Here is a 25,655-nt window from a genome sequence, read left to right as displayed (position 1 = left end):
GGCCTGCGTTTGCACGCCCTGCGCCGGCAGTGGCCGCGCGTGCGCAGCGGCGCGCGGTGTACGTCACCGCGCTACCGCAAGGTGCGGTTGGCCGTTGCGTGGCGTGGCCGCCCTACTCCGCCGACGGGCTGGCCGCGTCCGCGATGCGCTCCAGGTCGTCGGCCAAGCGGTCGAAGCAATACGCCAGCGCCTCGGCCGAGATCGACAGCTGATCGGGCGCGTTCTCGTCCTGCGGCTCGGTCAGCTGGGCGAGCAGGCGCAGGTGGTCGCGGGTTTGGGTTAGGGCTTGGTGGGCGGTGGCGGGCAACACGTAGTTGTCGGACATGGTTGCCCTAGAGCTGAGTCCGTTCTGCATGGGTATCCCCTTCTAGTCGCGAGGCTGCGACAAGATCATGATATTCGATTTTTGAATATTCGCAATGGGGATATAGCTTCGGTGTGGGTCTTTGGATGCCACACGTATGCCTATCAGCACGCTTTACAAGAAAGAGAACGAACTACTCACCACAATGATGCGGGAAATGCGGATCGCGGCTGGATTGACTCAGGCCGCATGCGCGGAGGCTCTAGGGAAGCCGCAATCATTCGTGAGCAAGGTCGAAGGTGGAAGTCAGAGGATCGACCTGATCCAGCTTCGCGAGTATTGCAGCGTTTGCGAAATCACGCTAACGGCTTTCGTTAAGCGCTTCGAAGCGAGGCTCTAGCTAGAATCGACTCGTCCACCGGCCCAACGACCACGTTTTTAACAGGATCGAGGCACTAATTGGAGCCTACCCTCCTCCATTCGCCTACAAAGATAAAAAAGTCTAAAAATCCACTTAGTCCAGCCCAAGTGTGCTGCGAAAGCGCGCAAAGCTCGCACTGAATGATGATGCTGATGCTCCCCTAACTAGCGGGAATAGCTCGGCGGAATGCCGAACCTCATTGTAAGAAGAACCCGGCGCAAATAGCTTCTTCAGTTCGTTCTTGCCATGAGTCGATTCAAAGCTACGCTGAGTCTTGACTGACTTCAGATATTTCTTCTTCGTTGACAAATAAGCAATATCAGCCAACAGCCAATTCTCCAACATTTTGTCTGACACAAAGAAGAGCACATCCCGAAGAGCTGCATTCTTAGTCATGCATTCTTCTGCAGACTTGCAGAAAGCTGCGGCCCCTTCTAGCCGGCTCTCCAGATCAGTGACTATTGCTATCGGATTGCAATTAAATGCTCGAAGCATCGCCACCTGTTTCTGTGCCGAAACAACAATTGCCCCACATCCGACTTCATGCCCTCTAGGGCCATCTGTCTTCATTACCTTTACGGCCGAACCGTATCGCGCGCGAAACGCCGCATAATCACCATCGCCATCAACAATAAGACCGATCATTGTGTCTCCCCTGCCACACCCCCAATACCACCGCTTACCCAAAAATCACCGAGCCCAAAGTTAGATTCATTTAGAACTTTCTGAACCTCATCCCGATCAAGCACGGCCTCCACCTGCGTCCCACCATTGGTCTTTCTAGCAACCAATAGCTCACTTACCTTAAGCGCATTAAGCACCGTAACGCTATGAGTTGAAAAAAATACAGACGTACGATTCTTCTTTGTCTGCTCTCTAGCCAACTGAATAAAACGCTGTTGCATCCATGGATGCATGAAGTTTTCAGGCTCTTCTAGAAGAACCACCCTAGAGCGAGGAACATACAAAGCAACTAACAAGCAGAGCCATTTTATCGTGCCATCAGAAACCTCTTCGGGCCGGAAGGTATAAGACCCAGATCGAAAGACGACAAACCTCCGCCCTGTCGAACGATCGATATCAGTACCGATTGCATCTAACGACACCACTGCAGCCTTCAGATTCTCCGAAATCTCCTCTAACGGATTGTTCTTTGAAAGCATGCTACGGAATCCGTAATCCGCCAGCCGATCAGCAGCTGAATAGGGATCGCTTAAAGAAGACCTAGTAGCAAAACGCCTAAACTGAGCTGTTTCCAGCGCATATATAACTTGGCTAACACCAGCTCCATCGTTCCCCATAGTGGCCATTGGTAGCGGATCGCTAGCTATACGCGCCACATCGGGCTGAATATTGTATTCATCTAGTGCTAGCAGATCTCTATGCAACCGCCTTACGTCGAAGCCAATTGGTGAAAATATTTCCAAGATCGAGGAATCGTGCGGTAGGCCCCGAACCTTACGAAGCTCATCCGCGACTTCGCGTCTAACCGCGTTGAACATCGCGGCCTTAGTGCTGTTACGTGTTACCCAATAAGAGGTCGCTAACAACTTCTTCGTCAAGATGTCAGCGTCTGCGAGGAAGAACTTTGTCCTTACGCCGCCGGCCGCGGTCCTAGCAACCTCGATCGACAACACTGCCTCGGCATCACCATTGGCTGGCTTCGCCAATATGCGAATTGATTCATGACTTATGTAAGTCATGTTGTCTTTCTCATTAATCCCCAAACTTACGTTCCAAAGCAAGTGGAATATCGCTTGCCGCCCCTTATACAGAGCGCTCGGAAAATCAGTGGCCACCGTGAAATGCATGTCGCTGCAACCTCGCTTGAAGTTTCTCGCGGGCCCACCCGCCTTCCCCATGGCGAGCGACGCACCGCTTGCAACAACATTAGACATAAACTTCAAGGCGTGCAGTATGTTAGTTTTACCAGACCCATTTGGCCCAACCAGCACATTAAGTCCAGAATGAATATTGAATATAGAAGTTTCAATGGAGCGAAAATTATCGATTCTGATACTTGCATCCATATAACCCCTTTGAAATCTTATGTGTAACCACTGAAGAACTTGTCGCTTGCACTGAATCGAGATCGGAACAATCTCCGACTCGCGATCTACCCAAAGTTCATTCTTTCTACGGCCCTTACAATTGAGTCCACCACCTTCTCCACTCTCGAAGGTATCGACTCAGTCGGGATCGATGCTTGAACGGTCAGCATTCCGTGGCCGACATCAGAGCGAACCACCCACCCTGCCGCAACAAGGGCTTGTCGAACATTATCTCTTGCACGAATAATACTTTCCGCAAGGCGATTTCTGTTGTCTGCCGCCCCAGCTGCCCGTTGCAACTCAAGCTGAACTTCCTGCGAGCTTTCATTTCCCCGCATCGACACACCCAGTCCGGTTCCAAAATCTCTCTTTATCGAGAATGACGCATCGTCCCAAGTGTAGTCAGACATCACGGCGCAACGCGCAGCCAATTCCTCAGCCCAAAGCTCCGAGGATTTTACATCTCCTTCCGAGCGATCCGCCTCTACAAGCATGGAAAGTTCCGACCGTATCTGGACAACATCCCAACGATCTTCCTGAAGGTTCTGGGTGGCGTACCAAATCAGACGTTTCATTCTCGCAGGAAGAGATTTCCAGTCTGACCCTCGGGGACGACTTACTGCCTGAACTAACGTATCTCGCCAAGTTGCATGAGCATGCTCTCCAGGACTGGGATTACGTCCAGAAACCATAAAGAAGAGCGTCATCCCGATACCGTATGAGTCAACGGACGCGTGTTGCGTTGACACATTGGGGGTTCTTTGCACCTGCTCTGGCGCCAGATAACCAGAAAGCTGCGATCCAAATATAACCGATTTCTCCAAAGACCCTCTGTGCCACGACAAATCGAAGTCAAGGACTTTAACTTGAACATCTTCCCCTTCCCAGTACCCACTAACTATCATGTTAGACGGCCTAATATCGCGATGAAGCACCCTTTGCGGAAGGGCGTGTGCACTTGATATTATTTCCGCGAGCTGCATTCCGATACTTATGATCTGCGGCCAATCAGCAAGCCCGCTTTCCACCACTTCATTCAAGTTGGGGCCATCCACCCAATCCATAATTAGGGTGGCTGGAATTTCACTGCCATCCAAATAGCGAACCATCCCAGAAACGCTTTGCTCAGACAGTATCTTCATAGAGCGAACCCCCCTGCGGAATGCCTTCAAGAGCTCCGACTGACGTCGAATTTCTGCATGTAGGACTTTGATTGCGACTTGGGTGCCATTCTTATCTATGGCTCGAAAGACTATTCCGAATGCACCTCTCGCCACCTCTTCGAGCAGGGTATACCCCAGAAATACGTTGTCTCCGGCCTCAGTGCTCGTATACCAAGCAATATGGATCGATCGATCATATTCTTTTGAAAACTCGTCGTATTCTTTGAATGAAGTCTCACTACCTTCTTCAAGCAGAAGCGTGGCATGACTATTGAGCGCGGACCTGATTTCTTCTGGCGTTTTCGTAACGAGAGCAAATTGCGGTTCTAACTCGTGATGAGTTAAAGGCAATTCGAGCGCCACTGGCGGCGCGACTTCCTCTTCCGGTTGCACGTACGACGCTAGGTCTTCAAGCATCGCCGTCAGCTCAGGATGATTCGCTGCCGTCGGCTTATACCTAATTACTCGAACACTATTCCTCTCAGCCCACGCATCCGTAGCAAGATCACGACGATCCGTAATCCAGTAATGTGCTTGCGGGATAATTCCATCAGAAATCAAACGCTCAAGATGCCCTCCAACCGCAAGATCGTCAGCCGTAATCCCGATGAATAATACAGTCGAAGTTGTCAATACCGCCGAAAGATAGTTCTTGTACGCTGAACTATCGGAAAGCTCTCGGAGCGCCGGCTGAGTGAACACCCAGCTCTCGACATCCTCCTCTATTCCATGAATGTTACAAAGAAACGGCCTTGGATTATTAAGCGTATACGTATACGAACCCAGCTCCTTGCCTTTGAACTCTATCAACGAATGAGATCGGGATATCTCTGAGTACGCTCTCGTCGCTAAACGATCAAGATTTAGATTGATGACACCTGCAGGCCTTAGCTTCCAGATCGCTGCATATGCCTGTGGCATCTCTGCCTTTGCCGACTTGGCCAATGCAGCCTTGATGTTTTGACGGAAAGATGTAATGCCTAACTCATTTTGCAATCGGTGAAACGCAATCCATGGATTCTCCTCCTGGCGAATCGACCTGATTTTTGCCTCTTTCTGGCTCTCTGGCATATCTAGAGAGCCCAGCCGCTCGACCAAAGCAGTCTCCAGACGGCGCTGTAGCGCCTTCCAAGTTGGAATTCCCGCTGAAGCGCTTAGACCCGCGCCACACCACACCACTACGCGCCGAGTACGTGTTGCAACTATCGATCGGAGCGTTTCATAAGCAGCATCCATTCCCCCTCCCATTTTCCTGTACCGGCTTGATATTAGGAACGCCCCGAGCCAGGAGCGGCGTCAAAGACGTAGAACGTATCGCCAATGTCCAGCGTCCGAACCTCGAAGGCGTTGTTGACCACCACGCTCTGCAGCGGCGCCCCGTCCTTGCTGACGGCAAAGGTCACCGGACTTACGCAGGTCTTCTGAAACTGCAACTGGCCGGAATTGCTGCTGGCCACCTGCGCCACGTTGAACTCGTAGGTGCCTAGCGACGCCACCTGCAGCACCTGGGCCAGGAAGCCGGTGGCGCCGGTCACGTCCATCGGCGCGGAGGTATAGGTGTTGCGTTCGATCACCGTCGTCGCCGTGACCTGGTAGGTGGCGGCGGTGGGGATAGTCACCTGCGCGCCGGGCGCGACGCCCGGTGTGCGCGCGATCATCTGCCCGCCGTTGAGCACCACGAACTGGGCCATGTAGGCGGTGTTATTGCGTAGGGTCAGCTGGCTCATGGGGCGTCCTGTGCAGTGAAGGCGCCGTCGGCAGGCCGCGTCTCCGCCGCCTGCCGCGCCTGCGCCGCCTCAACCGACATCGAGCGTGAAGTAGCCCTGCTCCAAAGTGCTGGTGTCGCTGGTCGCCGTCACTTCCGCATTGGGATTAGCCGTGCTGACCGTGTCGGTCGTGACCCCATTGACGACCGCATAGATATGGAACGTGTCGCTGATATCCAGCGTTTCCATCGAGAAGCTGTCGGCCACCACGACCGCCTGCATGGGCACGCCGTCCTTATCGATGGTGAAGGTGACCGGACTCAGGGTGGTCTTTTGGAACTGCATCTGGTCGGGCCGGGTGCTGTGCCCCTGCACCACGTCGAATTCGTAGGCGCCTTGCTGGGGCACTTGCAGCACCTGGGCCAGGAAGCTGCAGGCGCCGGTCACGTCCATCGGGGCGGAGGTGTAGGTGTTGCCGTCGATGATGGTCATGGCGGTGACCTGGTAGGTGCCTTCGGTGGGCACCACCATCTGCGCCTCGGGCGCGATGCCGGGCAGGCGCGCGATGATCTGGCCGCCTTTGCGGATCACGAACTGGGCGATGTAGTTAGTGGTGTTGCGCAGGGTGATGGGCATGGAGCGTCCTGAGGTGTGGGTGGTGTGGAAGGGGGGCCGCGCTCAGCGCGGGCGTGAGTAGGTAGGCGCGCGGCGCCGGCCGGTGGCCGGCGGGCTGGCCGCAGCGGTGGGGCGCGCTGTTGCGCTGTGTGTGGCGGGGCGCGGGGAGCGAAGGCGGGAGAACGACGTGCGGCGCGTTGGGGCCGCGTAGCCGATGGCCGAACGCGTGGCGGGCTGGCACGCCCTGCCGGTAAAGCCCTTGAGCATCGACCCCCTCCCTAGATTCGATGACTGCGTGTTCGCCGGGCGATGTGGCGCCTGGTCGCGATGGCAAACGTGGGGGTATCCCCTAGGGCCGCATGCTGCTCCGAAATGTGCGGCAGATCAAATTTCAGCGGGAGCCGCCCCTCGTTAGGGGGCGGCGTGTCGCGGGGTGGTGGGGACATCGCGGCTTACGCCGCTCCCACAGGGACGGGGGCGGTGCGCGGTGGGGCCGCTCTGGCCTCCGCTTAGTGCCGCTGGGTTTACCAAACTTCGCAGCGGTCTTTGGCTGGGCGCACCATCGGGGCGTCGGCTTTGCATTGGAACGCCTGCTGGAACGCGGGCAGGTTCGAGAGCGGGCCGTTGACGCGGTATTTGGCGATGGGGTGTGGGTCGCCCTGGATCATGCTGCGTTGGGTTTCCAGGCGGGTTTCGTCGCCGCGCCATTGGCCCCAGGCGATGAAGAACTGTTGCTCGGGGGTGAAGCCGTTGAGGGTGGGCTCGGGGCCTTTGCCTTCGCGCGACTTGAGATACCCGCGGTAGGCGAGTTTGGCGCCGGCCAGGTCGCCGATGGATTCGCCCAGGACGAGTTTGCCGTTGTGGTGCACGCCGGGTTCGATGAAGTAGCCCTCGAACTGATTCACCACGCATTGGCCCTTGGCGGCGAACTGTTGGCCGTCCTTGGGCGTCCACCAGTTGGCGAGGCGGCCTTGGGCGTCGAACTGGGCGCCCTGGTCGTCGAAGCCGTGGCTGATTTCGTGGCCGATGACCACGCCGATGGCGCCGTAGTTGACGGCGTCAGTGGCGTTGAGGTCGAACGCGGGCGGTTGCAGGATGCCGGCGGGGAAGACGATCTCGTTCTGCAGGGGGTTGTAGTAGGCGTTGGAGGTGGGCGGGGTCATGCCCCAGCGGGTACGGTCGGTGGGCTTGCCGACTTGGCCGCGGTTGTCGGCGACGTTCCAGCGCTGGGCGGCGACCAGGTTGTCCCAGGCGGAGGCGCGCGATACGACGACGCCTTTGTAGTCCTTGAAGCTATCCGGGTAGCCGAGCTTGGGGAAGAAGGTGGCGCGTTTTTCCAGGGCCTTTTGCTTGGTGGCGTCGTCCATCCAGTCGATTTCGCGGATGGTGTCGTCCATGGCCAGCAGGATGTTCTTGACCATGTCCTGCATGCGCGCCTTGGCTTCGGGCGGGAAGTATTTTTCGACGTACTTCTGCCCCAGGGCTTCGCCGAGTTGGGCGTCGGTGAGTTCGGCGCAGCGCTTCCAGCGCGGTTTGATCTGGGTGGTGCCGGCGAGGAACTTGCCGTTGAAGGCGAAGTTCTGTTCGACGAAGGGCTGCGACAGGGAATCGGCGGAGGCGTTGAGCAGTTGCCACTGCAGGTAGGTCTGCCACTGGGCGATGGGGGTGGTGGCGAGTTCCTTTTCGACCTGCTGCATGAACTTGGGTTGGGTGACGTTGACGGCGTTGCGTGGCATGCCGGCGGCGTCGAAGTAGCGGCCCCAGTCGAAGCTGGGGGTGAGCTTGGCCAGGTCGGCGAAGGCGGTGGCGTTGTCCTGCCGTTTGGGGTCGCGCAGTTGGACGTTGTCCAGCGAGGCTTCGGCCAGGCGTTTTTCGAAGGCGAAGACGGTCTGTGCGTTTTGCTGGGCCTGCGGCGCGGCGGTGCCGGCCAGTTCGAACATCTTGGCGACGTGGTCCAGGTATTTCTGGCGGGCTTCGACGAAGCGCGGTTCGGTCTTGAGGTAGTAGTCGCGGTCGGGCATGCCCAGGCCGCCGGCGTAGAGGTGGGCGATGGTCTTGGAGGGTTCGTGCAGGTCTTCGTTGGCGTAGACGATGAAGGGCACGGACACGCCGACGTCGTGGAGCTTGCCGATCATGCGTTGCAGGTCGGCGTTGGTCTGCATGGCGCCGGCTTCGGCCAGCCAGGGTTGCACGGGCTGCGCGCCCAGGGCGTTGATGCGCGATTCGTCCATGCAGGCGGCGTAGAAGTCCCCGGCCAGCTGCCCTGCACTGCCCTGCGGCCAGTCGGTGCGGGCGGACAGTTCGGTGAGGATGTCGCGGACGTGTTCTTTGTTGGTCTCGCCGGATTGCCAGCGGCGGCTCCAGCGGTCCATGTAATCGGGGATGGGGTTTTGCTTGCGCCAGGCGCCGTTGGCGTAGTCGAAGAAGTCGACGCAGGGGTCGCCGTTGCGGTTGATGTCGTCGGGTTGGATGCCGTGCACGGCGCCCGCGGAGGCGGTGGTGGCGGCGGCGAGCAATGCGACTAGCGGAAGACTGGTCCTGATCACGGCAACGTCCCTGCTGGAAGGTAGGGCCACTATAGCCAGGGGGTGGGGAGGGGCCTGTGGCGGAAGTCCTGGGCGGTGTGGGTGTGCGTTGGATGGCGGGGCGTGTGTCGGGACTGGGGCGGACGTGGTGGTTGCGCTTAGCTGGGCGGATGGAAGGTTTCGGCGTGGTTGTGGGTGCGCATGCCCTCACCCCGCACGCGGGAGAGGGGCTATTCAGCGGCAGGTGTTGTGGCGAATGGGCGTGGGGTGCGGCTTCGGTCGTGCCCACGCGATGACTTAAATCAGGGGGAGCAGATGAATCGATATCGGATGTGGGGCCAGCGGGCTTTGGTGGTGGTGGTGGGGTTGTTTGCGTTCGCCGGGCCGGCGTTGGCAGAGCAGGACGCGGACAAGGGCTTGCCCAGCGAGCAGCGTGTGGCGGCGACGAAGCGCCTGGGCACGGCGCAACCGGCGGGTTGGCCTGAGGCGGTGCCGCTGCCCGAAGGCGCGCAGATCGACGGTTATCGTTGCGTGGGACGGCATTGCACGATGTGGTTCGGGTTGATGACGCTGGACGAGGTGATGGCGTTGAAGCGCGGCTACATCAAGCTGCTGCGGGACAGCGGCAAGTGGGAGCTGCTGGGCACGGACGAGCAGTACGAGGCCAACGCGTTCCGCTATACGGGCAAGACGGAATCGGGGTGCGGGTACACCCTGGAGATCAAGCAGGGCTCGATCCCCAACGACTATCACCACCGCTGGCGGGTCTCCACGTCGCTGACATGGTGATCGGGCGGCGCGGGCCTTAACGGAGCACGGGATACGGCATGGGCAAGTACGACATCAAGAAGGCGTGCAAGGCCTTGTACGGCGCGCCGGCGGGGAGATTCGAGCGGGTGGAGATGCCTGCGATGCAGTACCTGATGATCGACGGCGCGGGGGATCCGAATACGGCGCCGGCGTACGTGGCGGCGGTGGAGGCTTTGTATACGGCGTCGTATACGTTGAAGTTCATGAGCAAGGCGGAATTGAAGCGGGACTATGTGGTGCCGCCGCTGGAGGGGCTGTGGTGGGCGGAGGATTGGTCGGACTTCGTGGCGCGGCGTAAGGAGCGTTGGCGGTGGACGATGATGATTGCAGTGCCGGAGTTTGTGCCGGCGGCGATGGCTGAGAAGGCGATTGCGCAGGCGATCGAGAAAAAGGGGTTGGCGGCGCTGTCGCCGTTACGGGTGGCGCGGTTGGAGGAAGGCTTGGTGGTGCAGACGCTGCATGTGGGGCCGTACGACGATGAGGGGCCTACGCTGCAGAAGCTGCATCAGGAGTTTTTGCCGGCGCAGGGGTTGGTGCCTGCGGGGCATCACCATGAGATTTATTTGAGCGATCCGCGGAAGACGGCGGCAGCGAAGTTGAAGACGGTGTTGCGGCAGCCGGTGCGGGGGGAGTGATCGCGGCTTATGCCGCTTCCGCAGGGGGAGTGGCGGTGAGGGGTTGAAGGTTGAACTGGCTTCTCATTTTCGCGATCGCGGCTTACGCCGCTCCCACAGGGGAGCAGTGGTGCGGGGTTGAAGGTGGCGCTGGCCTCTCTCTTTCGCGATCACGGCTTACGCCGCTCCCACAGGGGGAGCGGCGACGGGAGGATGAGGTTGGCGCGGGCCTCTTAGTGGCGTGGTCGCGGCTTACGCCGCTCCTACAGGGCGAGTCGGGGCTGCGCGGTGTGTGATCAGCCGCGCCAGTTGGCGTGGGTGCGCCAGAACTCGACGCTGCGCTGGTAGGCGGCGCGGTCCAGGTGGACGCCGGAGCCGCCCTCTTCCACGCCCAGGGCGTTGCGCATCATGGTGATGGGGGCCATGGGCGTTTCGATGGGGTCGGCGGTGTACATGCAGCCGACCACGCCCCAGTCGGCGTCGGTGTGGGTGCCCTCTTTCGCCAGTTGCTCGCGGCTGTAGAGAATGACGATCAGATAGTCGGCCACCGGCGGGTCGATGTTTTCGAACCAGCGCACCAGCACGGGCAACTCGTCGCGGGTGCGCGCTTCGTAGTCGCTGCGCAGCAGGTGGCGGTTGGCATCGGTGATCGGCACCGTCAGGCAGCGCGTGGAGGTCCAGTTGCGGTGCACGTGCAGCTTGCAGAACGGGGCGTAGCCGTCGAGCACGTGCAGGGGTTCGTGGTCGTTGAGGTAACGCTCGAACTGCTGCGGGGTGATGTCCTGGATGGTGTTGCGACGCGGCTCGCGCGGGAACAGGCGGGTGCGGGCGAAGTCGGTGAGGATGATGGACATACGGGCGTCGGCAGAGGGGACGACGCATTATCGGGCACGCGCATGGCGCCGCGCACAAGGCACGTCGGCGGGACTTCGCCGCGTAGCGACGAAGCCCCGCTTGGGCTCAGGGCGTGGCCATTGCGGCGACGGCGCGCACGGCGTCGGCGACCGCCTTGGGGTCTTCGCGGTGGATGTTGTGTCCGGTGGCGAAGTAGCGGTGCGTGCCGCGCGTGTAGCCGGCGAACAGTTCCGCGTGCTGGCGCTTCCACAGCGCCTTGCCTTGCTCGGTTTCCTCGAGGACGAAGGGTTCGGCGGCGACCTGCGTGGAGGTCAGCAGGGCCACGGGCAGATCGGGCTGACGCTGCGGTGCCGAGGCCGAGGGCTCGTCCAGTTGGGCGATCAGCAGGCGGTAATCGGCCGCCAACTTGGGCGGCAGCACCGACAGCAGGGTCTGGTCGTCGGCCAGCACGCGTTCGCGGGCGGCCTGCTTGAAGGCATGCCGCTGGCTCAGGGTGGCCGGATCGACCAACACCAGGCCTAGCAGGCGCTCGGGATGGCGGCGTGCGAACTCGGTGGCCAGCAAGCCACCGTAGGAATGGCCGACCAGCACGAGCTTCTGACCGGGCGCGAGCGACTCGATCACTGCGTCCAGGTCTTGCAGATGCTGTTCGATGGTCTTGGCTTGGCCGTCGCTGCCGGACTGGCCCAGGCCGGCGCGCGCATAGCTAATGCAGCGGCACTGCGGGCCCAGGTCGGCGATGACGTCCTTCCACACGCCCGCGCCCTGGCCGAAGCCAGATTCGAACACCACCGTAGTCGGCCCCTGCCCTTGTTGCTCGGCTTGCAGGCTGTAGCCCGTGCGAGCGACCTGCACCTCCCCTGCTTGCACATTCGCTGCGCACAGCGCCAGCAACGACAACGCCCACCCCTGGATCGATAACGCTTTACGCACGCACATTTCCCCTATGGCTTACGGTTTTGATTGGCCCGTCGTTCGACGGCCGCGCAGTGTACTCGCGCGTGTCGGTGGGCGACAGACGCTCGCGTGCGGCATGTGTTGCGCTCGAATCGCCAGCTCGGCCGGGGGCTTAGGTTCGGCGTCGCCCGGATGCGGCAGCGCCAGCATCGGACCGCGCATGGGCAGGCGGGACGGGTGCGATGCGTGCCGTTGATGCGGGGGATGTTGAATGAGCGCTAGGCAGCTTTGGTGCGCTAAAAGCAAATCCCCCTCAATCCCCCTTTTTCAAAGGGGGAAGACAAGCGGGGCGACAGCGATCTGTTCCCCTTTTCAAAGGGGGAAGACAAGCTGGGGCGAGAGCGATCTGCTCCCCATTTTCAAAGGGGGAAGACAAGCTGGAGCGACAGCGATCTGTTCCCCATTTTCAAAGGGGGAAGGCAAGCTGGAGCGACAGCGATCTGTTCCCCCTTTTCAAAGGGGGAAGACAAGCTGGAGCGACAGCGATCTGTCCCCCCTTTTGAAAAAGGGGGGTTAGGGGGGATTTGCTGTTGCCTGTGCTTCGCGCGAAGCGGCGACTTACATATTGCGCCGGTACTCGCCGCCCACGTCGTACAGCGCGTGGCTGATCTGGCCCAGGCTGTGGGTCTTGACCGCTTCCATCAGGCTGGCGAACACGTTGCGGCGTTCGCGGGCGGCGGACTGCAACCCCTTGAGGCCGTCGGCGGCGTAGGCGTTGCGGCCGGCCTGATAGGCCTGGACGTTGTCGATCTGCTGGCCCTTCTCGCCTTCGGTGGAGCGGATCAGTTCGATCTCGGTGACGATGTCGCCGCCGTGGTCCTTGGGCAGGAAGGTGTTGACGCCGACCAGCGGCAGGCTGCCGTCGTGCTTCTTGTGTTCGTAGTACAGCGACTCTTCCTGGATCTTGCCGCGCTGGTACATGGTGTCCATGGCGCCGAGCACGCCGCCGCGCTCGCTGATGGCCTCGAACTCCTTGTAGACGGCCTCTTCGACGATGTCGGTGAGCTTGTCGACGATGAAGCTGCCCTGCCAGGGGTTCTCGTTGAAGTTCAGACCCAGCTCTTTGTTGATGATCATCTGGATCGCCACCGCGCGGCGCACCGATTCCTCGGTGGGCGTGGTGATGGCTTCGTCGTAGGCGTTGGTGTGCAGGCTGTTGCAGTTGTCGAACAGCGCGTACAGGGCCTGCAGCGTGGTGCGAATGTCGTTGAACTGGATTTCCTGGGCGTGCAGGGAGCGGCCCGAGGTCTGGATGTGGTACTTCATCATCTGGCTGCGCGGGTCGGCGCCGTAGCGCTCGCGCATGGCGCGGGCCCAGATGCGGCGGGCGACGCGGCCGATGACGGTGTACTCCGGGTCCATGCCGTTGCTGAAGAAGAACGACAGGTTGGGCGCGAAGTCGTCGATCTTCATCCCGCGCGCGAGGTAGTACTCGACGATGGTGAAGCCGTTGGACAGGGTGAAGGCGAGCTGGCTGATCGGGTTGGCGCCGGCTTCGGCGATGTGGTAGCCGCTGATCGACACCGAGTAGAAGTTGCGCACGTTCTTGTCGACGAAGAACTGCTGGATGTCGCCCATCATGCGCAGGGCGAACTCGGTGCTGAAGATGCAGGTGTTCTGGGCCTGGTCTTCTTTGAGGATGTCGGCCTGGACAGTGCCGCGCACGGTGGCCAGGGTCTGGTCCTTGATGCGCTGGTAGGTCTCGGCGTCGACGACCTGGTCGCCGGTGACGCCGAGCAGGCCCAGTCCCAGGCCGTCGTTGGTCTCGGGCAGCAGGCCGCCGTACTGCGGGCGCTGCTTGCCTTCGTAGAGTTTTTCGATGGTGTCGTGGGCGGCGTCCCAGCGCGCGCCGTCCTCGCGCAGGTACTTCTCGACCTGTTGGTCGATGGCGGTGTTCATGAACATCGCCAGGATGATCGGCGCGGGGCCGTTGATGGTCATCGACACCGAGGTGCTGGGCGCGCACAGGTCGAAGCCGGAGTACAGCTTCTTCATGTCGTCCAGGGACGCGATGTTGACGCCGGAGTTGCCGATCTTGCCGTAGATGTCCGGGCGCACGGCCGGGTCTTCGCCGTACAAGGTGACGCTGTCGAAGGCGGTGGACAGGCGCGCGGCCGGCTGGCCCACGGACAGGTAGTGGAAGCGGCGGTTGGTGCGCTCGGGCGTGCCTTCGCCGGCGAACATGCGGATCGGGTCTTCGCCGGTGCGGCGGTACGGGTAGACGCCGCCGGTGTAGGGGTAATAGCCCGGCAGGTTTTCCTTCTGCAGGAAGGTCAGCAGTTCGCCCCAGCTCTTGTAGGTGGGCGCGGCGATCTTGGGGATCTTCTGGTGGCTCAGCGATTCGCGGTAGTTCTCGACGCGGATGACCTTGTCGCGGACCTTGTACTCGTTGACCTCGTCGGTGATCGACTTCAGGCGCGCCGGCCAGTCGCGCAGCAGCTTGAGGGCGTCGGAGCTGAGCGACTGCACGGCGTCGTTGTAGCGCTGGCGCAGGGTCAGCAGGGTGCGGTCGCCGCCTTCCAGCAGGGCTTCGCCGCTGTAGAGGTCGAGCTGCTTGGGCAACTGCTCGTCGCCCAGGTCGTGCAGCGACTGCCAGTACGACTGCGCGCGGTCGGCGATTTCGGACTGGGTTTCGATCTGCTTGTTGATGCCGCGGCCCTGCTCGGCGATCTCGGCCAGGTAGCGCACGCGCGCGCCCGGAATCAGCACGGTGGCGCGCGGTTCCTTGAGGTCGGTGTTGATCTGCGGGGCCCAACGCTCGGCCGGCAGCGACAGTTTCTCGCTGAGCAGGCGGCACAGGTTGGCGAACATCCAGCTGACGCCGGGGTCGTTGAACTGGCTGGCGATGGTCGGATAGACCGGGATGTCCTCGTCCTTGGTGGTGAAGGCGACGCGGTTGCGCTTCCACTGCTTGCGCACGTCGCGCAGGGCGTCTTCGGCGCCGCGCTTGTCGAACTTGTTGAGCACGACCAGCTCGGCGTAATCGAGCATGTCGATCTTTTCCAGCTGGCTGGGCGCGCCGAAGTCGCTGGTCATCACGTACATGGGGAAGTCGACCAGGTCGACGATTTCCGAGTCGCTCTGGCCGATGCCGGCGGTTTCGACGATGACCAGGTCGTAGCCCAGGCCCTTGAGGAAGCCGATGCAGTCCTTGAGCACGGCGTTGGTCGCCACGTGCTGGCGGCGCGTGGCCATGGAGCGCATGTACACGCGCGGGCTGCGCAGCGAGTTCATGCGGATGCGGTCGCCCAGCAGCGCGCCGCCGGTGCGGCGGCGGGTCGGGTCGACCGAGATCACGGCGATGCGCATCTCGGGGAAGTTGGCGAGGAAGCGGTTGAGCAGTTCGTCGGTGACCGAGGACTTGCCGGCGCCGCCGGTGCCGGTGATGCCGACCACCGGGGTCTTGCCGCCGGACAACTGCCACTGCTTGCGCAGGTGGGCGAGCTGGGCTTCGTCGAGCAGGCCCTCTTCGATCGCCGACAGGGTCTTGCCGATGGTGATTTCGTCGTCGATGGCGGCCGGCTTGTCGGGCGCGGTGTCGGCGATGCGGCCCTCGTTGGCGCGGCGGATCACGTCCTCGATCATCGCCACCAGGCCCATGTGCATGCCGTCGTTGGGGTGGTAGATGCGCTCCACGCCGTAGGCCTGCAGTTCGCGGATTTCCTCGGGGGTGATGGTGCCGCCGCCGCCGCCGAACACGCGGATGTGGCCGGCGCCGCGCTCCTTGAGCATGTCGACCATGTACTTGAAGTACTCGACGTGGCCGCCCTGGTAGCTGGACAGGGCGATGCCGTCGGCGTCTTCCTGCAGCGCGGCGCGCACCACGTCCTCGACCGAGCGGTTATGGCCCAGGTGGACCACTTCGGCGCCCTGCCCCTGGATCAGGCGACGCATGATGTTGATCGCGGCGTCGTGGCCGTCGAACAGGCTGGCGGCGGTGACGAAGCGCAGCGGGGTGGCGTCGGCCTGCGAGGCGGGGACTACGGCAGCGGGTGTGCTCATGGCGCGCTCAATACGAAAAACGGATTGCGCGCATTGTAACGCGTGGGGGTGTCGGGGCTGGCGTTGGGGACGTGCGGGCGGGTATGGGGCGCTGGTTGGCGAGGCCGCCCCGCTTTCTGTGGGAGCGGCGTGAGCCGCGATTCGCCACCGCACACGCCGGCGCCACGCGGCGATTGGCTGCGACACCACACACCGATCGCGGCTCACGCCGCTCCCACAGAAAGCAGGAGCCAGAGCCAGCTCCGGAACCGAAGCCGGCGTCGTTCACGCTCAGCGAGCCGGGCTTCAGCTTGCTGGCGCGGCACTGAATTATGACGCGGCGCGCGTCAACAGCGGCGGGGATGCGGGCGTTGTCTGGCTGACGGCGGATGGCGCCGGTAGCGGAGCAGGACGATGGCGATGCGTTCTTGGGTGGTGGCGACGGCGATCGCGGTGGCGGCGCTGGGTGCGGTGCATGCGGCGCCGGCGCAGGCGCGCGGGTATGTGGACGTGAGCGTGCGGGTGGCGCCGCCGCCGCTGCGCTACGAGCGCGTGCAGGTGCGGCGCGGCTATGTGTGGGCGCCGGGCTACTGGCGCTGGAACGGACGCCAGCATGTGTGGATGGGCGGGCATTACGTGCGCGTGCGGCCGGGCTATGTCTATGTCGCGCCGCGCTGGCACCGGCACGGGCCGGGCTGGCGCCTCAACGACGGTTACTGGGCGCGGCGCTGAGCACGGCGCGGGCGTTGCGTACGCGTAACGCCCGCGATGCCTGCCCAGCGGCGCGAGGCTCGGTTACGCTCAGGCGATGAGCGACGACCCCGATCTCACCCGCCTGCGCCTGGACGCCGAACGCGGCTCGCCGCAGGCGCTCTACCACCTGGCCACCGCCTTGGTGACGCGTCAGCGTCTGGACGAGGCCTGCCTACTGCATCGGCGCGCGGCCGAGGCCGGGCTGGCCAACGCGCAGATCGAGTACGCGCGCATGCTGATGTACGGGGTGGGCACGCAGGCCGATCCGGAGCACGCGGTGGAGTGGCTGTTGCGCGCGGAGTCGGCCGGCAGTCCGATCGCGGGGTACTTTCTGGCGCTGATCGCGCTGGGCGGGTCGGCGCTGCCGCACGACGGGCGCAGCAACGAGCGCCTGCTGGCGGCGATCCAGGCCGACTACCCGCCGGCGCTGCGGGCGGCGGCGATCCATTTCGGCCGGCGCGCCAACGAGCGCGATCAGACCGTGTGCCTGCAGTTGCTGGAACGCGGTGCGGGGCGCGGCGACATCGTGGCCGCGCGCCTGCTGGCCGAGCGCCTGGCGCGCGGCGAGGGCTGCCCGGCGCAACCGCGCGCGGCGCAGGAAATCCTGCAGCAGTTGGCCGCGCACGGCGTGACCCGCCTGCCCGCCAGCACTCCGCCGCCGCCGGCGATGGCGGCGGCGATCGCGCCGGGCACCCTGGCCTTAGAAGAGGCCTTGCAGCCGGTCGCGGTGACGCCGCTGGCGTCGGCGCCGCGCGTGGCCTGCGTGGACGGGCTGATGTCGGCGGACGAATGCCGGCTGCTGATCGCCAGTGCGCAGCCGTCGCTGCAGCGTTCGCAGACCATCAACCCGGACACGGGCCTGCCGGTGCCGCATGCGCAGCGCACCAGCAGCGATTCGGCGTTCGACCCGATCATCGAGGACATCGCGCTGCGCGTGGTGCAACTGCGCATGGCCCATGCAGCCGGCGTGGCGCTGCCGCAGGCGGAGCATCTGACGGTGCTGCGCTATGCGCCGGGCGAGGAGTACCGGCCGCATCGCGATTACCGGCCGCCGGGTTCGCTGGAGCGCGACCGGCCCGAGGCCGGCAACCGGCTGCGCACGGTCTGCGTGTATCTCAACGCGGTCGAGGCCGGTGGCGAGACCGAGTTTCCGGTGGCAGCGGTGCGTGTCGCGCCGCTGCCGGGGCGCGCGGTGATCTTCGACAATCTGCACGCGGACGGGCGGCCGGATCCGGATTCGCTGCATGCGGGGTTGCCGGTGTTGCGCGGGGAGAAATGGCTGGCGACGTTGTGGTTGCGGGAGCGGCCGTATCGGTTGTTTTGAGGTCGAGTTGCCGGGGGAGGCTCCTGCTTTCTGTGGGGGCTGCGTGAGCCGCGATGAGGCACCGCGAATCGCGGCGCTTGCCTGGCATGGGGAGATCGCGGCTCACGCCGCTCCCACAGAGAGCGCTGGAGAGGCTTCGGGAATCGGAGAGGCGGCGCGGGGGCGGGGGCGTGGTCGCGGCTTACGCCGCTCCTACCCCAAAGCGTTGGTTGCTGCTGCGGGCGTGGTCGCCTGTTCATGTTCGGTCCGTCGGCGAACCGCCCGGCCCCATACATAGCCGTATCCGCCGATTGCTTTAGACTGTCGCCCCTGCGGCGCCTGTCCATGAGGCTCCGCGCAGGCGAATTTCTTATTTTTCACCGACTTACCAGACATTCCTGGCGTTACGCGCTACGCGCAACCACGCCGTTTCGGAGCACCCGATGATTTTCGAAACCCTCGACACCTTCGGCCATGAGCAGGTCGTGTTCTGCCATAACAAGGACGCCGGCCTGAAGGCCATCATCGCGATCCACAACACGGTGCTGGGCCCGGCGCTGGGCGGTCTGCGCATGTGGCCGTACAAGACCGAGCAGGACGCGCTGAACGACGTGCTGCGTCTGAGCCGCGGCATGACCTACAAGAACGCGGTCGCGGGCCTGAACATCGGCGGCGGCAAGGCGGTGATCATCGGCGATCCGGCCGCCGACAAGTCCGAGGCGCTGTTCCGCGCGTTCGGCAAGTTCGTCGATTCGCTGGGCGGCCGCTACATCACCGCCGAGGACGTCGGCATCGACGTCAACGACATGGAATACGTGTACCGCGAGACCGAGTACGTGACCGGCGTGCACCAGGTCCACGGCGGTTCCGGCGATCCCTCGCCGTTCACCGCCTACGGCACCCTGCAGGGCCTGATGGCCGCGCTGAACAAGCGCTTCGGCGACGAGGAAGTGGGCAAGTACAGCTACGCCGTGCAGGGCCTGGGCCACGTCGGCATGGAGTTCGTGAAGCTGCTGAAGGAACGCGGCGCCAAGATCTTCGTCACCGACATCAACAAGGGCCTGGTCGACAAGGCCGTGTCCGAGTACGGCGCCGAAGCGGTGGGCCTGGACGAGATCTACGACGTCAACGCCGATGTCTACTCGCCCTGCGCGCTGGGCGGCACGATCAACGAGCAGACCCTGCCCCGCCTGAAGGCCAAGATCATCTGCGGCGCGGCCAACAACCAGCTGGCCAACAACGCCATCGGCGACGAAGTGTCCAAGCGCGGCATCCTGTACGCGCCGGACTACGCGGTGAACGCCGGCGGCGTGATGAACGTGGCGCTGGAGCTCGACGGCTACAACCGCGAGCGCGCCATGCGCATGATGCGCACGATCTACCACAACCTGGGCCGCATCTTCGAAATCGCCGAGCGCGACGCGATCCCGACCTACAAGGCCGCCGACCGCCTGGCCGAGGAGCGCATCGACGCGATCGGCAAGCTGAAGCTGCCGATGGGCCGTTCGGCGCCGAGCTTCCGCGGTCGAATCCGCGGCGGCCACTAAGCGGTTCGACGACGACGGGGCCGCAAGGCCCCGTCTTTCGTTGGGGCGTTACCCACATTTTTTGTGCAACCCGTTCAGATCGACAGGAGTCCCGATGCGTCCGTTCCCCCTGGGTGAAGAGATCGATGCGCTGCGCGAGGCCGTGCGCCGCTTCGCCGAAGCCGAAATCGCCCCGCGCGCCGCGCAGATCGACCACGACAACGCGTTCCCGCAGGACCTGTGGCCCAAGCTGGGCGAGATGGGCCTGCTCGGCATGACCGTGCCGGGCGAGTACGGCGGCAGCGAGATGGGCTACCTGGCCCACCTGGTGGCGATGGAAGAAATCTCGCGCGCCTCCGGTTCGGTCGGTCTGTCGTACGGCGCGCACTCCAACCTGTGCGTGTCCAACCTCTACGCCAACGCCAACGAGGCGCAGCGCCAGAAGTACCTGCCCAAGCTGTGCAGCGGCGAGTGGAAGGGCGCGCTGGCGATGAGCGAGCCGGGCGCCGGTTCGGACGTGGTCGGCTCGATGAGCTGCCGCGCCGAACTCAAGGACGGCGTGTGGGTGGCCAACGGCAACAAGATGTGGATCACCAACGGCCCCGAGGCCGACGTGCTGATCGTCTACATGCGCACCGCCGGCAAGGACAGCGGCAGCCGCTGCATGACCGCCTTCATCGTCGAAAAGGGCATGAAGGGTTTCAGCACGGCGCAGAAGTTGGACAAGCTGGGCATGCGCGGCTCCAACACCTGCGAGCTGGTGTTCGAGGATTGCGAGATTCCGGCCGAGAACGTGCTGGGCGAGGTCAACCAGGGCGTCAAGGTGCTGATGAGCGGCCTGAACACCGAACGCCTGGTGCTCAGCGGCGGCCCGCTGGGCCTGATGCAGTCGGCGATGGACAGCGCCCTGCCCTACGTGCGCGAGCGCAAGCAGTTCGACGCGGCCATCGGCACCTTCGGCCTGATGCAGGGCAAGATCGCCGACATGTACACCGCGCTGCAGTCCAGCCGCGCGTTCGCCTACCAGGTCGCGCGCGATTTCGATGCCGGCTACAAGAGCCGCGTGGATGCGGCCTCGTGCCTGCTGCACGCCTCCGACAGCGCGGTGCAGGTGGCGCTGGAAGCGATCCAGACCTTGGGCGGCAACGGCTACATCAACGAGTACCCGACCGGGCGGATCCTGCGCGATGCGAAGTTGTATGCGATCGGCGCGGGCACGAACGAGATCCGGCGCATGTTGATCGGGCGGGAGCTGTTTCAGGGGAATAGCTGAGGCGCTGTGGGCTGGGCTTGATCGGCAGCTGCCGGTTCACAAGTTCCGCTTCGCGAGCCCTGTTCTCTATGGGAGCGGCGCGAGCCGCGATCGCGTTACTACGAAAGGCCGGCGGGTTCGCCGGCCTTTCTTTTTGGGATGGCCGCTCGCGCATGCCTTCGCCGTGGCGTGGGTGCCTCGCCCGGCTGGGGAATCGCGGCTTACGCCGCTCCCACAGAAGGCGTTGGGCGAAACCGCTTTGGGGTAGGAGCGGCGCGAGCCGCGGCCCGAGATGCCGGAAGGTGCACCGGCATGTGACGTGGCGCGGTCGCGGCTTGCACCGCTCCTACCCCGAGACGAGGTCCATGCACCAGGGATCGCTTCCGCTTTCTGTGGGAGCGGCGTGAGCCGCGATCGGGGTGCGTCGCAGCCGGGTCAGCGACGCAGTTCGAGGAAGCCGGTCGCGGCACGCGGCGCTGCTTACCCAAATCGGGTGCCGGCCGTTGCACAGCGGTACACCAATCTGAGCGGTTCAGGACCTTGACCGGGGTTCGAGTCGCGCCGGAGCTTGCGACGGCGTTCGCGCTTTTGCGGTGAGTCGCGACCGCGATCGCCCGCCCTTCCGCCCGCCCCGATTCCGCTCCAGCCACCCCGAATTCGGCATTTGCGGCACTGCAGCATCGAGTCGCATAATCGGAAAGTTCCGGCCCCCGCGCCGGCCGCACTATTCCGGAGTCCGCCATGAGCGACATCGTCATCGTCGGTGCCAAGCGCACCGCCATCGGTTCCTTCCTCGGCCAGTTCACCGGCGTCCCGACCCCGACCCTAGGCACCGCCGCGATCTCCGCCGCGCTGGATCAGGCCGGCGTGGCCGCCGACCAGGTCGACGAGGTCATCATGGGCTGCGTGCTGCCCGCCGGCCTGGGCCAGGCCCCGGCGCGCCAGGCCGCGTTGGGCGCGGGCCTGCCGACGTCCGCCGGCTGCACCACCATCAACAAGGTCTGCGGTTCGGGCATGAAGGCGATCATGCTGGGCCACGACCTGATCAAGGCCGGCTCGGCCAAGGTCGTGGTCGCCGGCGGCATGGAGTCGATGACCAATGCCCCGCACCTGCTCAACAACTCGCGCACCGGCATCCGCTACGGCAGCACCGAGATGCTGGACCACATGGCCTGGGACGGCCTGACCAACCCCTACGACGGCAAGGCCATGGGCGTGTTCGGCGACGCCACCTGCGCCGCTTACGGCTACGACCGCACCGCGATCGACGCCTACTCCGAGGAGAGCGTCAAGCGCGCCCAGGCCGCGATCGCCAACGGCGCGTTCAAGGACGAGATCGTCCCGGTGACCGTCAAGGGCCGCAAGGGCGACGTCGTGGTCGACAGCGACGAGGAGCCGGGCAAGATCGACGTCAGCAAGATCCCGGGCCTGCGCCCGGCGTTCGGCAAGGACGGCGTGCTGACCGCCGCTGCGTCCTCGAAGATTTCCGACGGCGCCGCCGCCGCGGTGCTGATGTCGGCCGACGACGCCGCCGCGCGCGGGCTCAAGCCGCTGGCGCGCATCGTCGCCCACGCCGGCCACGCGCAGGCGCCGGAATGGTTCACCACCGCACCGGTGAAAGCGATTTCAAACGTGTTGAAAAAGGCCGGCTGGACGGTCGCCGACGTCGATCTTTTCGAGATCAATGAAGCGTTTTCAGTGGTCGCCATGGCGCCGATGAAGGACCTGGGCATCCCCCACGAGAAGCTCAACGTCAACGGCGGCGCGGTGGCCCTGGGCCATCCGATCGGCGCCTCCGGCGCGCGCCTGGTGGTGACCCTGCTGAACGCCCTGCGCGCCCGCGGCGGCAAGCGCGGCGTGGCCTCGCTGTGCATCGGCGGCGGCGAAGCGACGGCGATCGCGGTCGAGCTCCTGTAAAAAGTTAAAAACGCGTTGTGCAAAAAAAACCGGCCAGCCGCTTGACACGCGTCACTGGCTTGTCATCATGTTATCGGCGCGCAACTGCGCGTTGCCTAACTAATCGACGAGGAAACCGAATCATGACTTTCAACAAGGCGCTGCTCGCCCTGGCCCTGGGCCTGGCCCTGGCCGCTTGCTCGAACCAGAAGCAGGCTGATGACGCTGCTGCTGATGCCGCCGCTGCTTCGACCGAAGCCCAGGCCACCGCCGACGCCGCCGCCGCTACCGGCGACGCCGCTGCCACCGACGCCGCTCAGGCTGCTGCCGACACGGCCGCTACCGCTGCCGACGCCGCTGCCACCTCGGCCGACGCCGCTGCCGCTGCCGCCACCCCGGCCGCTGCCGACGCCGCTGCCGACGCTGCTGGCAAGGCTGCTGACGCTGCCGCCGACGCCGCTTCGGCCGCCACCCAGGCGACCGACGCTGCTAAGGAAGAGCCGAAGAAGTAATACCCCCGGTTCCTCTGGAACCGATCGGGTAATACCTCTGGAAGAGCCGCCGGTTTACCGGCGGCTTTTCCGTAGATGATGTAGTGGTCAGTGAACGATAGAACCGGCCAGCCCGGGTCGCTGCGCGCACTGGCGTTGCCTGATGTTCGTCCGCGCTTACACAGAATTCCTTCAGACAACTCCTTCGGAGACAACCATGAACACCAAGCTCCACGTCCTCCTCGCCGTCGCCGTCCTGGCTCTGTCGGCTTGCACCAACAACACCGATGCCGCGAAGGACGAGGCCGCTGAGGCCGCGACCGCCGCCGAGCAGGCTGGCGACGCCGCCACCCAGGCCGCCGACGCTGCCGGCACCGCCGTCGCCGAAGGCGCCGACGCCGCCGCTGCCGCCACCGGCGAAGCCGCTGCCGAAGCCGGCGCTGCCGTGAACAACGCTGCCGACGCCGCCAGCGCCGCTGCCTCGGAAGCCGCTGCCGGCGCCGCCGCCGCGACCGCCGACGCCGCCAACGCCACCGCCGACGCCGCTCAGAAGGTCGCCGACAAGGCCGACGCTGCTGCGACCGAAGCCAAGAAGGAAGAAGCGAAGAAGTAATTCGCTTCGTTCCCGAGCAAGTCCGGAGAGGCCCGCGCAAGCGGGCCTTTCTTTTTGTGACCCGCGTAGGCCCTGGCGGCGCCACGGCGCGCGATCCCTCGAAAGCGTCATTGGCCCGCGCCTGCGCTTTGTGGTTTGATGCCGCGTCTTTCGAACAGCCCGCATCGATGCCCGCGATCACTTCCCAGCTCGACCCGCGCTCGCAGGATTTCCGCGACAACGCGGCCTATCACCAGGCCCTGGTCGAGGAACTCGACGCCCGCCTCGCCCGCGCCGCCCAGGGCGGCGGCGACAAGGCCCGCGACAAGCACACCGAGCGCGGCAAGCTGCTGGCGCGCGACCGCATCGCCGCGCTGCTGGATCCGGGCTCGCCGTTCCTGGAGATCGCGCCGCTGGCCGCCGAGGGCATGTACGACGGCGCCGCGCCGGCCGCGGGCATGGTCGCCGGCATCGGCCGCGTGCAGGGCCAGGAAGTGGTGATCGTGGCCAACGACGCCACGGTCAAGGGCGGCACCTACTTCCCGATGACGGTGAAGAAGCACCTGCGCGCGCAGGAAGTGGCGCGCGAGAACCGCCTACCCTGCATCTACCTGGTCGATTCCGGCGGCGCCTTCCTGCCGCTGCAGGACGAGGTGTTCCCGGACAAGGAGCACTTCGGCCGCATCTTCTACAACCAGGCCCGGCTGAGCGCGGAGAACATTCCGCAGATCGCCGTGGTCATGGGCAGCTGCACCGCCGGCGGCGCCTACGTGCCGGCGATGTGCGACGAATCGATCATCGTCAAGGAACAGGGCACGATCTTCCTCGGCGGCCCGCCGCTGGTGAAGGCCGCCACCGGCGAGGTGGTCGATGCCGAGGCCCTGGGCGGCGCGGAGGTGCATACCAGCGTGTCCGGCGTGGCCGACCATTTCGCCCACGACGACCGCCACGCGCTGCAGATCGCGCGCGACATCGTCGCCACGTTCAACCGCAGCAAGACCCTGCCGGTGGCGGTGCAGCCCGCGCGCGAGCCGCTGTACCCGGCCGACGAGCTGTACGGCATCGTGCCCAAGGACACCCGCAAGCCGTTCGACATCCGCGAGGTGATCGCGCGCGTGGCCGACGGCAGCGAGTTCCAGGAGTTCAAGGCGCGCTACGCCAAGACCCTGGTGACCGGCTTCGCGCACGTGCACGGCTATCCGGTCGGCATCGTCGCCAACAACGGCATCCTGTTCGCCGAGAGCGCGCTCAAGGGCGCGCACTTCATCGAGCTGTGCAACCAGCGCGGCATCCCGCTGGTGTTCCTGCAGAACATCACCGGCTTCATGGTCGGCAAGAAATACGAGAACGCCGGCATCGCCAAGGACGGGGCCAAGATGGTCACCGCGGTGGCCTGCTCGCACGTGCCCAAGTTCACCGTGGTGATCGGCGGCAGCTTCGGCGCCGGCAACTACGCCATGTGCGGCCGCGCTTACGGTGCGCGCTTCCTGTGGATGTGGCCGAACGCGCGCATCAGCGTGATGGGCGGCGAACAGGCCGCCTCGGTGCTGGCCACGGTGCGCCGCGACGGCATCGAGGCTGCGGGCAAGGTGTGGACGCCGGAGGAGGAGGACACCTTCAAGGCGCCGATCCGCGAGCAGTACGAAAATCAGGGCAATCCCTACTACGCCACCGCGCGGCTGTGGGACGACGGCATCATCGACCCGGCCGACACCCGCCGCGTGCTGGGCCTTGGCCTGTCGGCCAGCCTCAACGCGCCGATCGAGGACCGCACGCGCTTCGGCGTGTTCCGGATGTGATCCGATGGCGGCGAGGAGCGCACTGGAACGCCGGCGGCGGA

General features: G+C 64.1%; 21 protein-coding genes. 11 read left to right on the top strand and 10 right to left on the bottom strand.

What is annotated here, in order from left to right; genetic code table 11:
- Positions 1-112 precede the first annotated feature (112 nt).
- On the bottom strand, positions 113-325 hold the full coding sequence (locus LVB77_RS09975) for a hypothetical protein (protein ID WP_232909966.1): 213 nt from the start codon (positions 323-325) through the stop codon (positions 113-115).
- A 136-nt stretch (positions 326-461) separates the two neighbouring features.
- On the opposite strand from LVB77_RS09975, the gene LVB77_RS09970 reads away from it, so the two are divergent.
- Entirely contained in the window at positions 462-704 is a 243-nt protein-coding gene (locus tag LVB77_RS09970) for a helix-turn-helix transcriptional regulator (RefSeq protein WP_343226229.1), read from the top strand.
- Positions 705-818: 114 nt separating this feature from the next.
- Here LVB77_RS09970 and LVB77_RS09965 read toward each other — a convergent pair whose 3' ends face one another.
- From LVB77_RS09965 to LVB77_RS09940, 6 genes are all read right to left on the bottom strand, one after another.
- On the bottom strand, positions 819-1,370 hold the full coding sequence (locus LVB77_RS09965; protein WP_232909965.1) for a hypothetical protein: 552 nt from the start codon (positions 1,368-1,370) through the stop codon (positions 819-821).
- On the bottom strand, positions 1,367-2,755 hold the full coding sequence (locus tag LVB77_RS09960; protein WP_232909964.1) for an ATP-binding protein: 1,389 nt from the start codon (positions 2,753-2,755) through the stop codon (positions 1,367-1,369). Before LVB77_RS09960 ends, LVB77_RS09965 begins: the two co-directional genes overlap by 4 nt.
- A gap of 86 nt (positions 2,756-2,841) precedes the next feature.
- On the bottom strand, positions 2,842-5,175 hold the full coding sequence (locus tag LVB77_RS09955) for a protein kinase (RefSeq protein WP_232909963.1): 2,334 nt from the start codon (positions 5,173-5,175) through the stop codon (positions 2,842-2,844).
- 32 nt (positions 5,176-5,207) lie between these two features.
- Positions 5,208-5,666, bottom strand: coding sequence for a hypothetical protein (locus tag LVB77_RS09950; protein ID WP_232909962.1), 459 nt, complete (start codon positions 5,664-5,666; stop codon positions 5,208-5,210).
- Between the two features lie 69 nt (positions 5,667-5,735).
- Positions 5,736-6,281, bottom strand: coding sequence for a hypothetical protein (locus LVB77_RS09945; RefSeq protein ID WP_232909961.1), 546 nt, complete (start codon positions 6,279-6,281; stop codon positions 5,736-5,738).
- A 503-nt stretch (positions 6,282-6,784) separates the two neighbouring features.
- Positions 6,785-8,806, bottom strand: coding sequence for a M13 family metallopeptidase (locus tag LVB77_RS09940; protein WP_232909960.1), 2,022 nt, complete (start codon positions 8,804-8,806; stop codon positions 6,785-6,787).
- A gap of 294 nt (positions 8,807-9,100) precedes the next feature.
- Here LVB77_RS09940 and LVB77_RS09935 point away from each other — a divergent pair, with 294 nt between their 5' ends.
- Positions 9,101-9,574 (top strand): hypothetical protein, encoded by a 474-nt coding sequence (locus LVB77_RS09935; protein WP_232909959.1) that lies wholly within the window; start codon positions 9,101-9,103, stop codon positions 9,572-9,574.
- Between the two features lie 38 nt (positions 9,575-9,612).
- Positions 9,613-10,230, top strand: coding sequence for a GyrI-like domain-containing protein (locus tag LVB77_RS09930; RefSeq protein ID WP_232909958.1), 618 nt, complete (start codon positions 9,613-9,615; stop codon positions 10,228-10,230).
- A gap of 275 nt (positions 10,231-10,505) precedes the next feature.
- Here the strand turns inward: LVB77_RS09930 and LVB77_RS09925 are convergent, their stop codons facing one another.
- From LVB77_RS09925 to LVB77_RS09915, 3 genes are all read right to left on the bottom strand, one after another.
- Positions 10,506-11,063: a DUF3228 family protein gene (locus LVB77_RS09925; RefSeq protein ID WP_232909957.1), complete on the bottom strand. Its 558-nt coding sequence runs from the start codon at positions 11,061-11,063 to the stop codon at positions 10,506-10,508.
- A gap of 106 nt (positions 11,064-11,169) precedes the next feature.
- A complete protein-coding gene (locus LVB77_RS09920; protein ID WP_232910240.1) occupies positions 11,170-11,979 on the bottom strand; it encodes an alpha/beta hydrolase in 810 nt (269 codons plus the stop codon).
- A gap of 600 nt (positions 11,980-12,579) precedes the next feature.
- Positions 12,580-16,023, bottom strand: a complete 3,444-nt coding sequence (locus tag LVB77_RS09915) for a methylmalonyl-CoA mutase family protein (RefSeq protein WP_232909956.1) — start codon at positions 16,021-16,023, stop codon at positions 12,580-12,582.
- A 393-nt stretch (positions 16,024-16,416) separates the two neighbouring features.
- Between LVB77_RS09915 and LVB77_RS09910 the strand changes: the two genes are divergently transcribed.
- The 8 genes from LVB77_RS09910 to LVB77_RS09875 all read left to right on the top strand — a co-directional run bounded on the left by LVB77_RS09910 (position 16,417) and on the right by LVB77_RS09875 (position 25,614).
- Positions 16,417-16,734, top strand: a complete 318-nt coding sequence (locus LVB77_RS09910; RefSeq protein ID WP_232909955.1) for a hypothetical protein — start codon at positions 16,417-16,419, stop codon at positions 16,732-16,734.
- Between the two features lie 76 nt (positions 16,735-16,810).
- A complete protein-coding gene (locus LVB77_RS09905; RefSeq protein ID WP_232909954.1) occupies positions 16,811-18,079 on the top strand; it encodes a 2OG-Fe(II) oxygenase in 1,269 nt (422 codons plus the stop codon).
- Positions 18,080-18,501: 422 nt separating this feature from the next.
- Complete coding sequence (locus LVB77_RS09900) at positions 18,502-19,605, top strand: Glu/Leu/Phe/Val dehydrogenase dimerization domain-containing protein (protein ID WP_232909953.1); 1,104 nt, start codon at positions 18,502-18,504, stop codon at positions 19,603-19,605.
- 94 nt (positions 19,606-19,699) lie between these two features.
- On the top strand, positions 19,700-20,857 hold the full coding sequence (locus tag LVB77_RS09895; RefSeq protein WP_232909952.1) for an isovaleryl-CoA dehydrogenase: 1,158 nt from the start codon (positions 19,700-19,702) through the stop codon (positions 20,855-20,857).
- 720 nt (positions 20,858-21,577) lie between these two features.
- Positions 21,578-22,753 (top strand): thiolase family protein, encoded by a 1,176-nt coding sequence (locus tag LVB77_RS09890; RefSeq protein WP_232909951.1) that lies wholly within the window; start codon positions 21,578-21,580, stop codon positions 22,751-22,753.
- A 122-nt stretch (positions 22,754-22,875) separates the two neighbouring features.
- Positions 22,876-23,244 (top strand): hypothetical protein, encoded by a 369-nt coding sequence (locus tag LVB77_RS09885; protein ID WP_055910197.1) that lies wholly within the window; start codon positions 22,876-22,878, stop codon positions 23,242-23,244.
- Between the two features lie 196 nt (positions 23,245-23,440).
- Complete coding sequence (locus LVB77_RS09880) at positions 23,441-23,836, top strand: hypothetical protein (RefSeq protein ID WP_232909950.1); 396 nt, start codon at positions 23,441-23,443, stop codon at positions 23,834-23,836.
- Positions 23,837-24,003: 167 nt separating this feature from the next.
- Positions 24,004-25,614, top strand: a complete 1,611-nt coding sequence (locus tag LVB77_RS09875) for a carboxyl transferase domain-containing protein (protein WP_232909949.1) — start codon at positions 24,004-24,006, stop codon at positions 25,612-25,614.
- Positions 25,615-25,655 lie beyond the last annotated feature (41 nt).

The organism is Lysobacter sp. 5GHs7-4 (genome assembly GCF_021284765.1).
In the GTDB taxonomy this organism is placed as follows: domain Bacteria; phylum Pseudomonadota; class Gammaproteobacteria; order Xanthomonadales; family Xanthomonadaceae; genus Lysobacter.
Note: the sequence above shows the minus strand (reverse complement) of the source record. Positions and strands in the feature narration are given on the sequence as shown.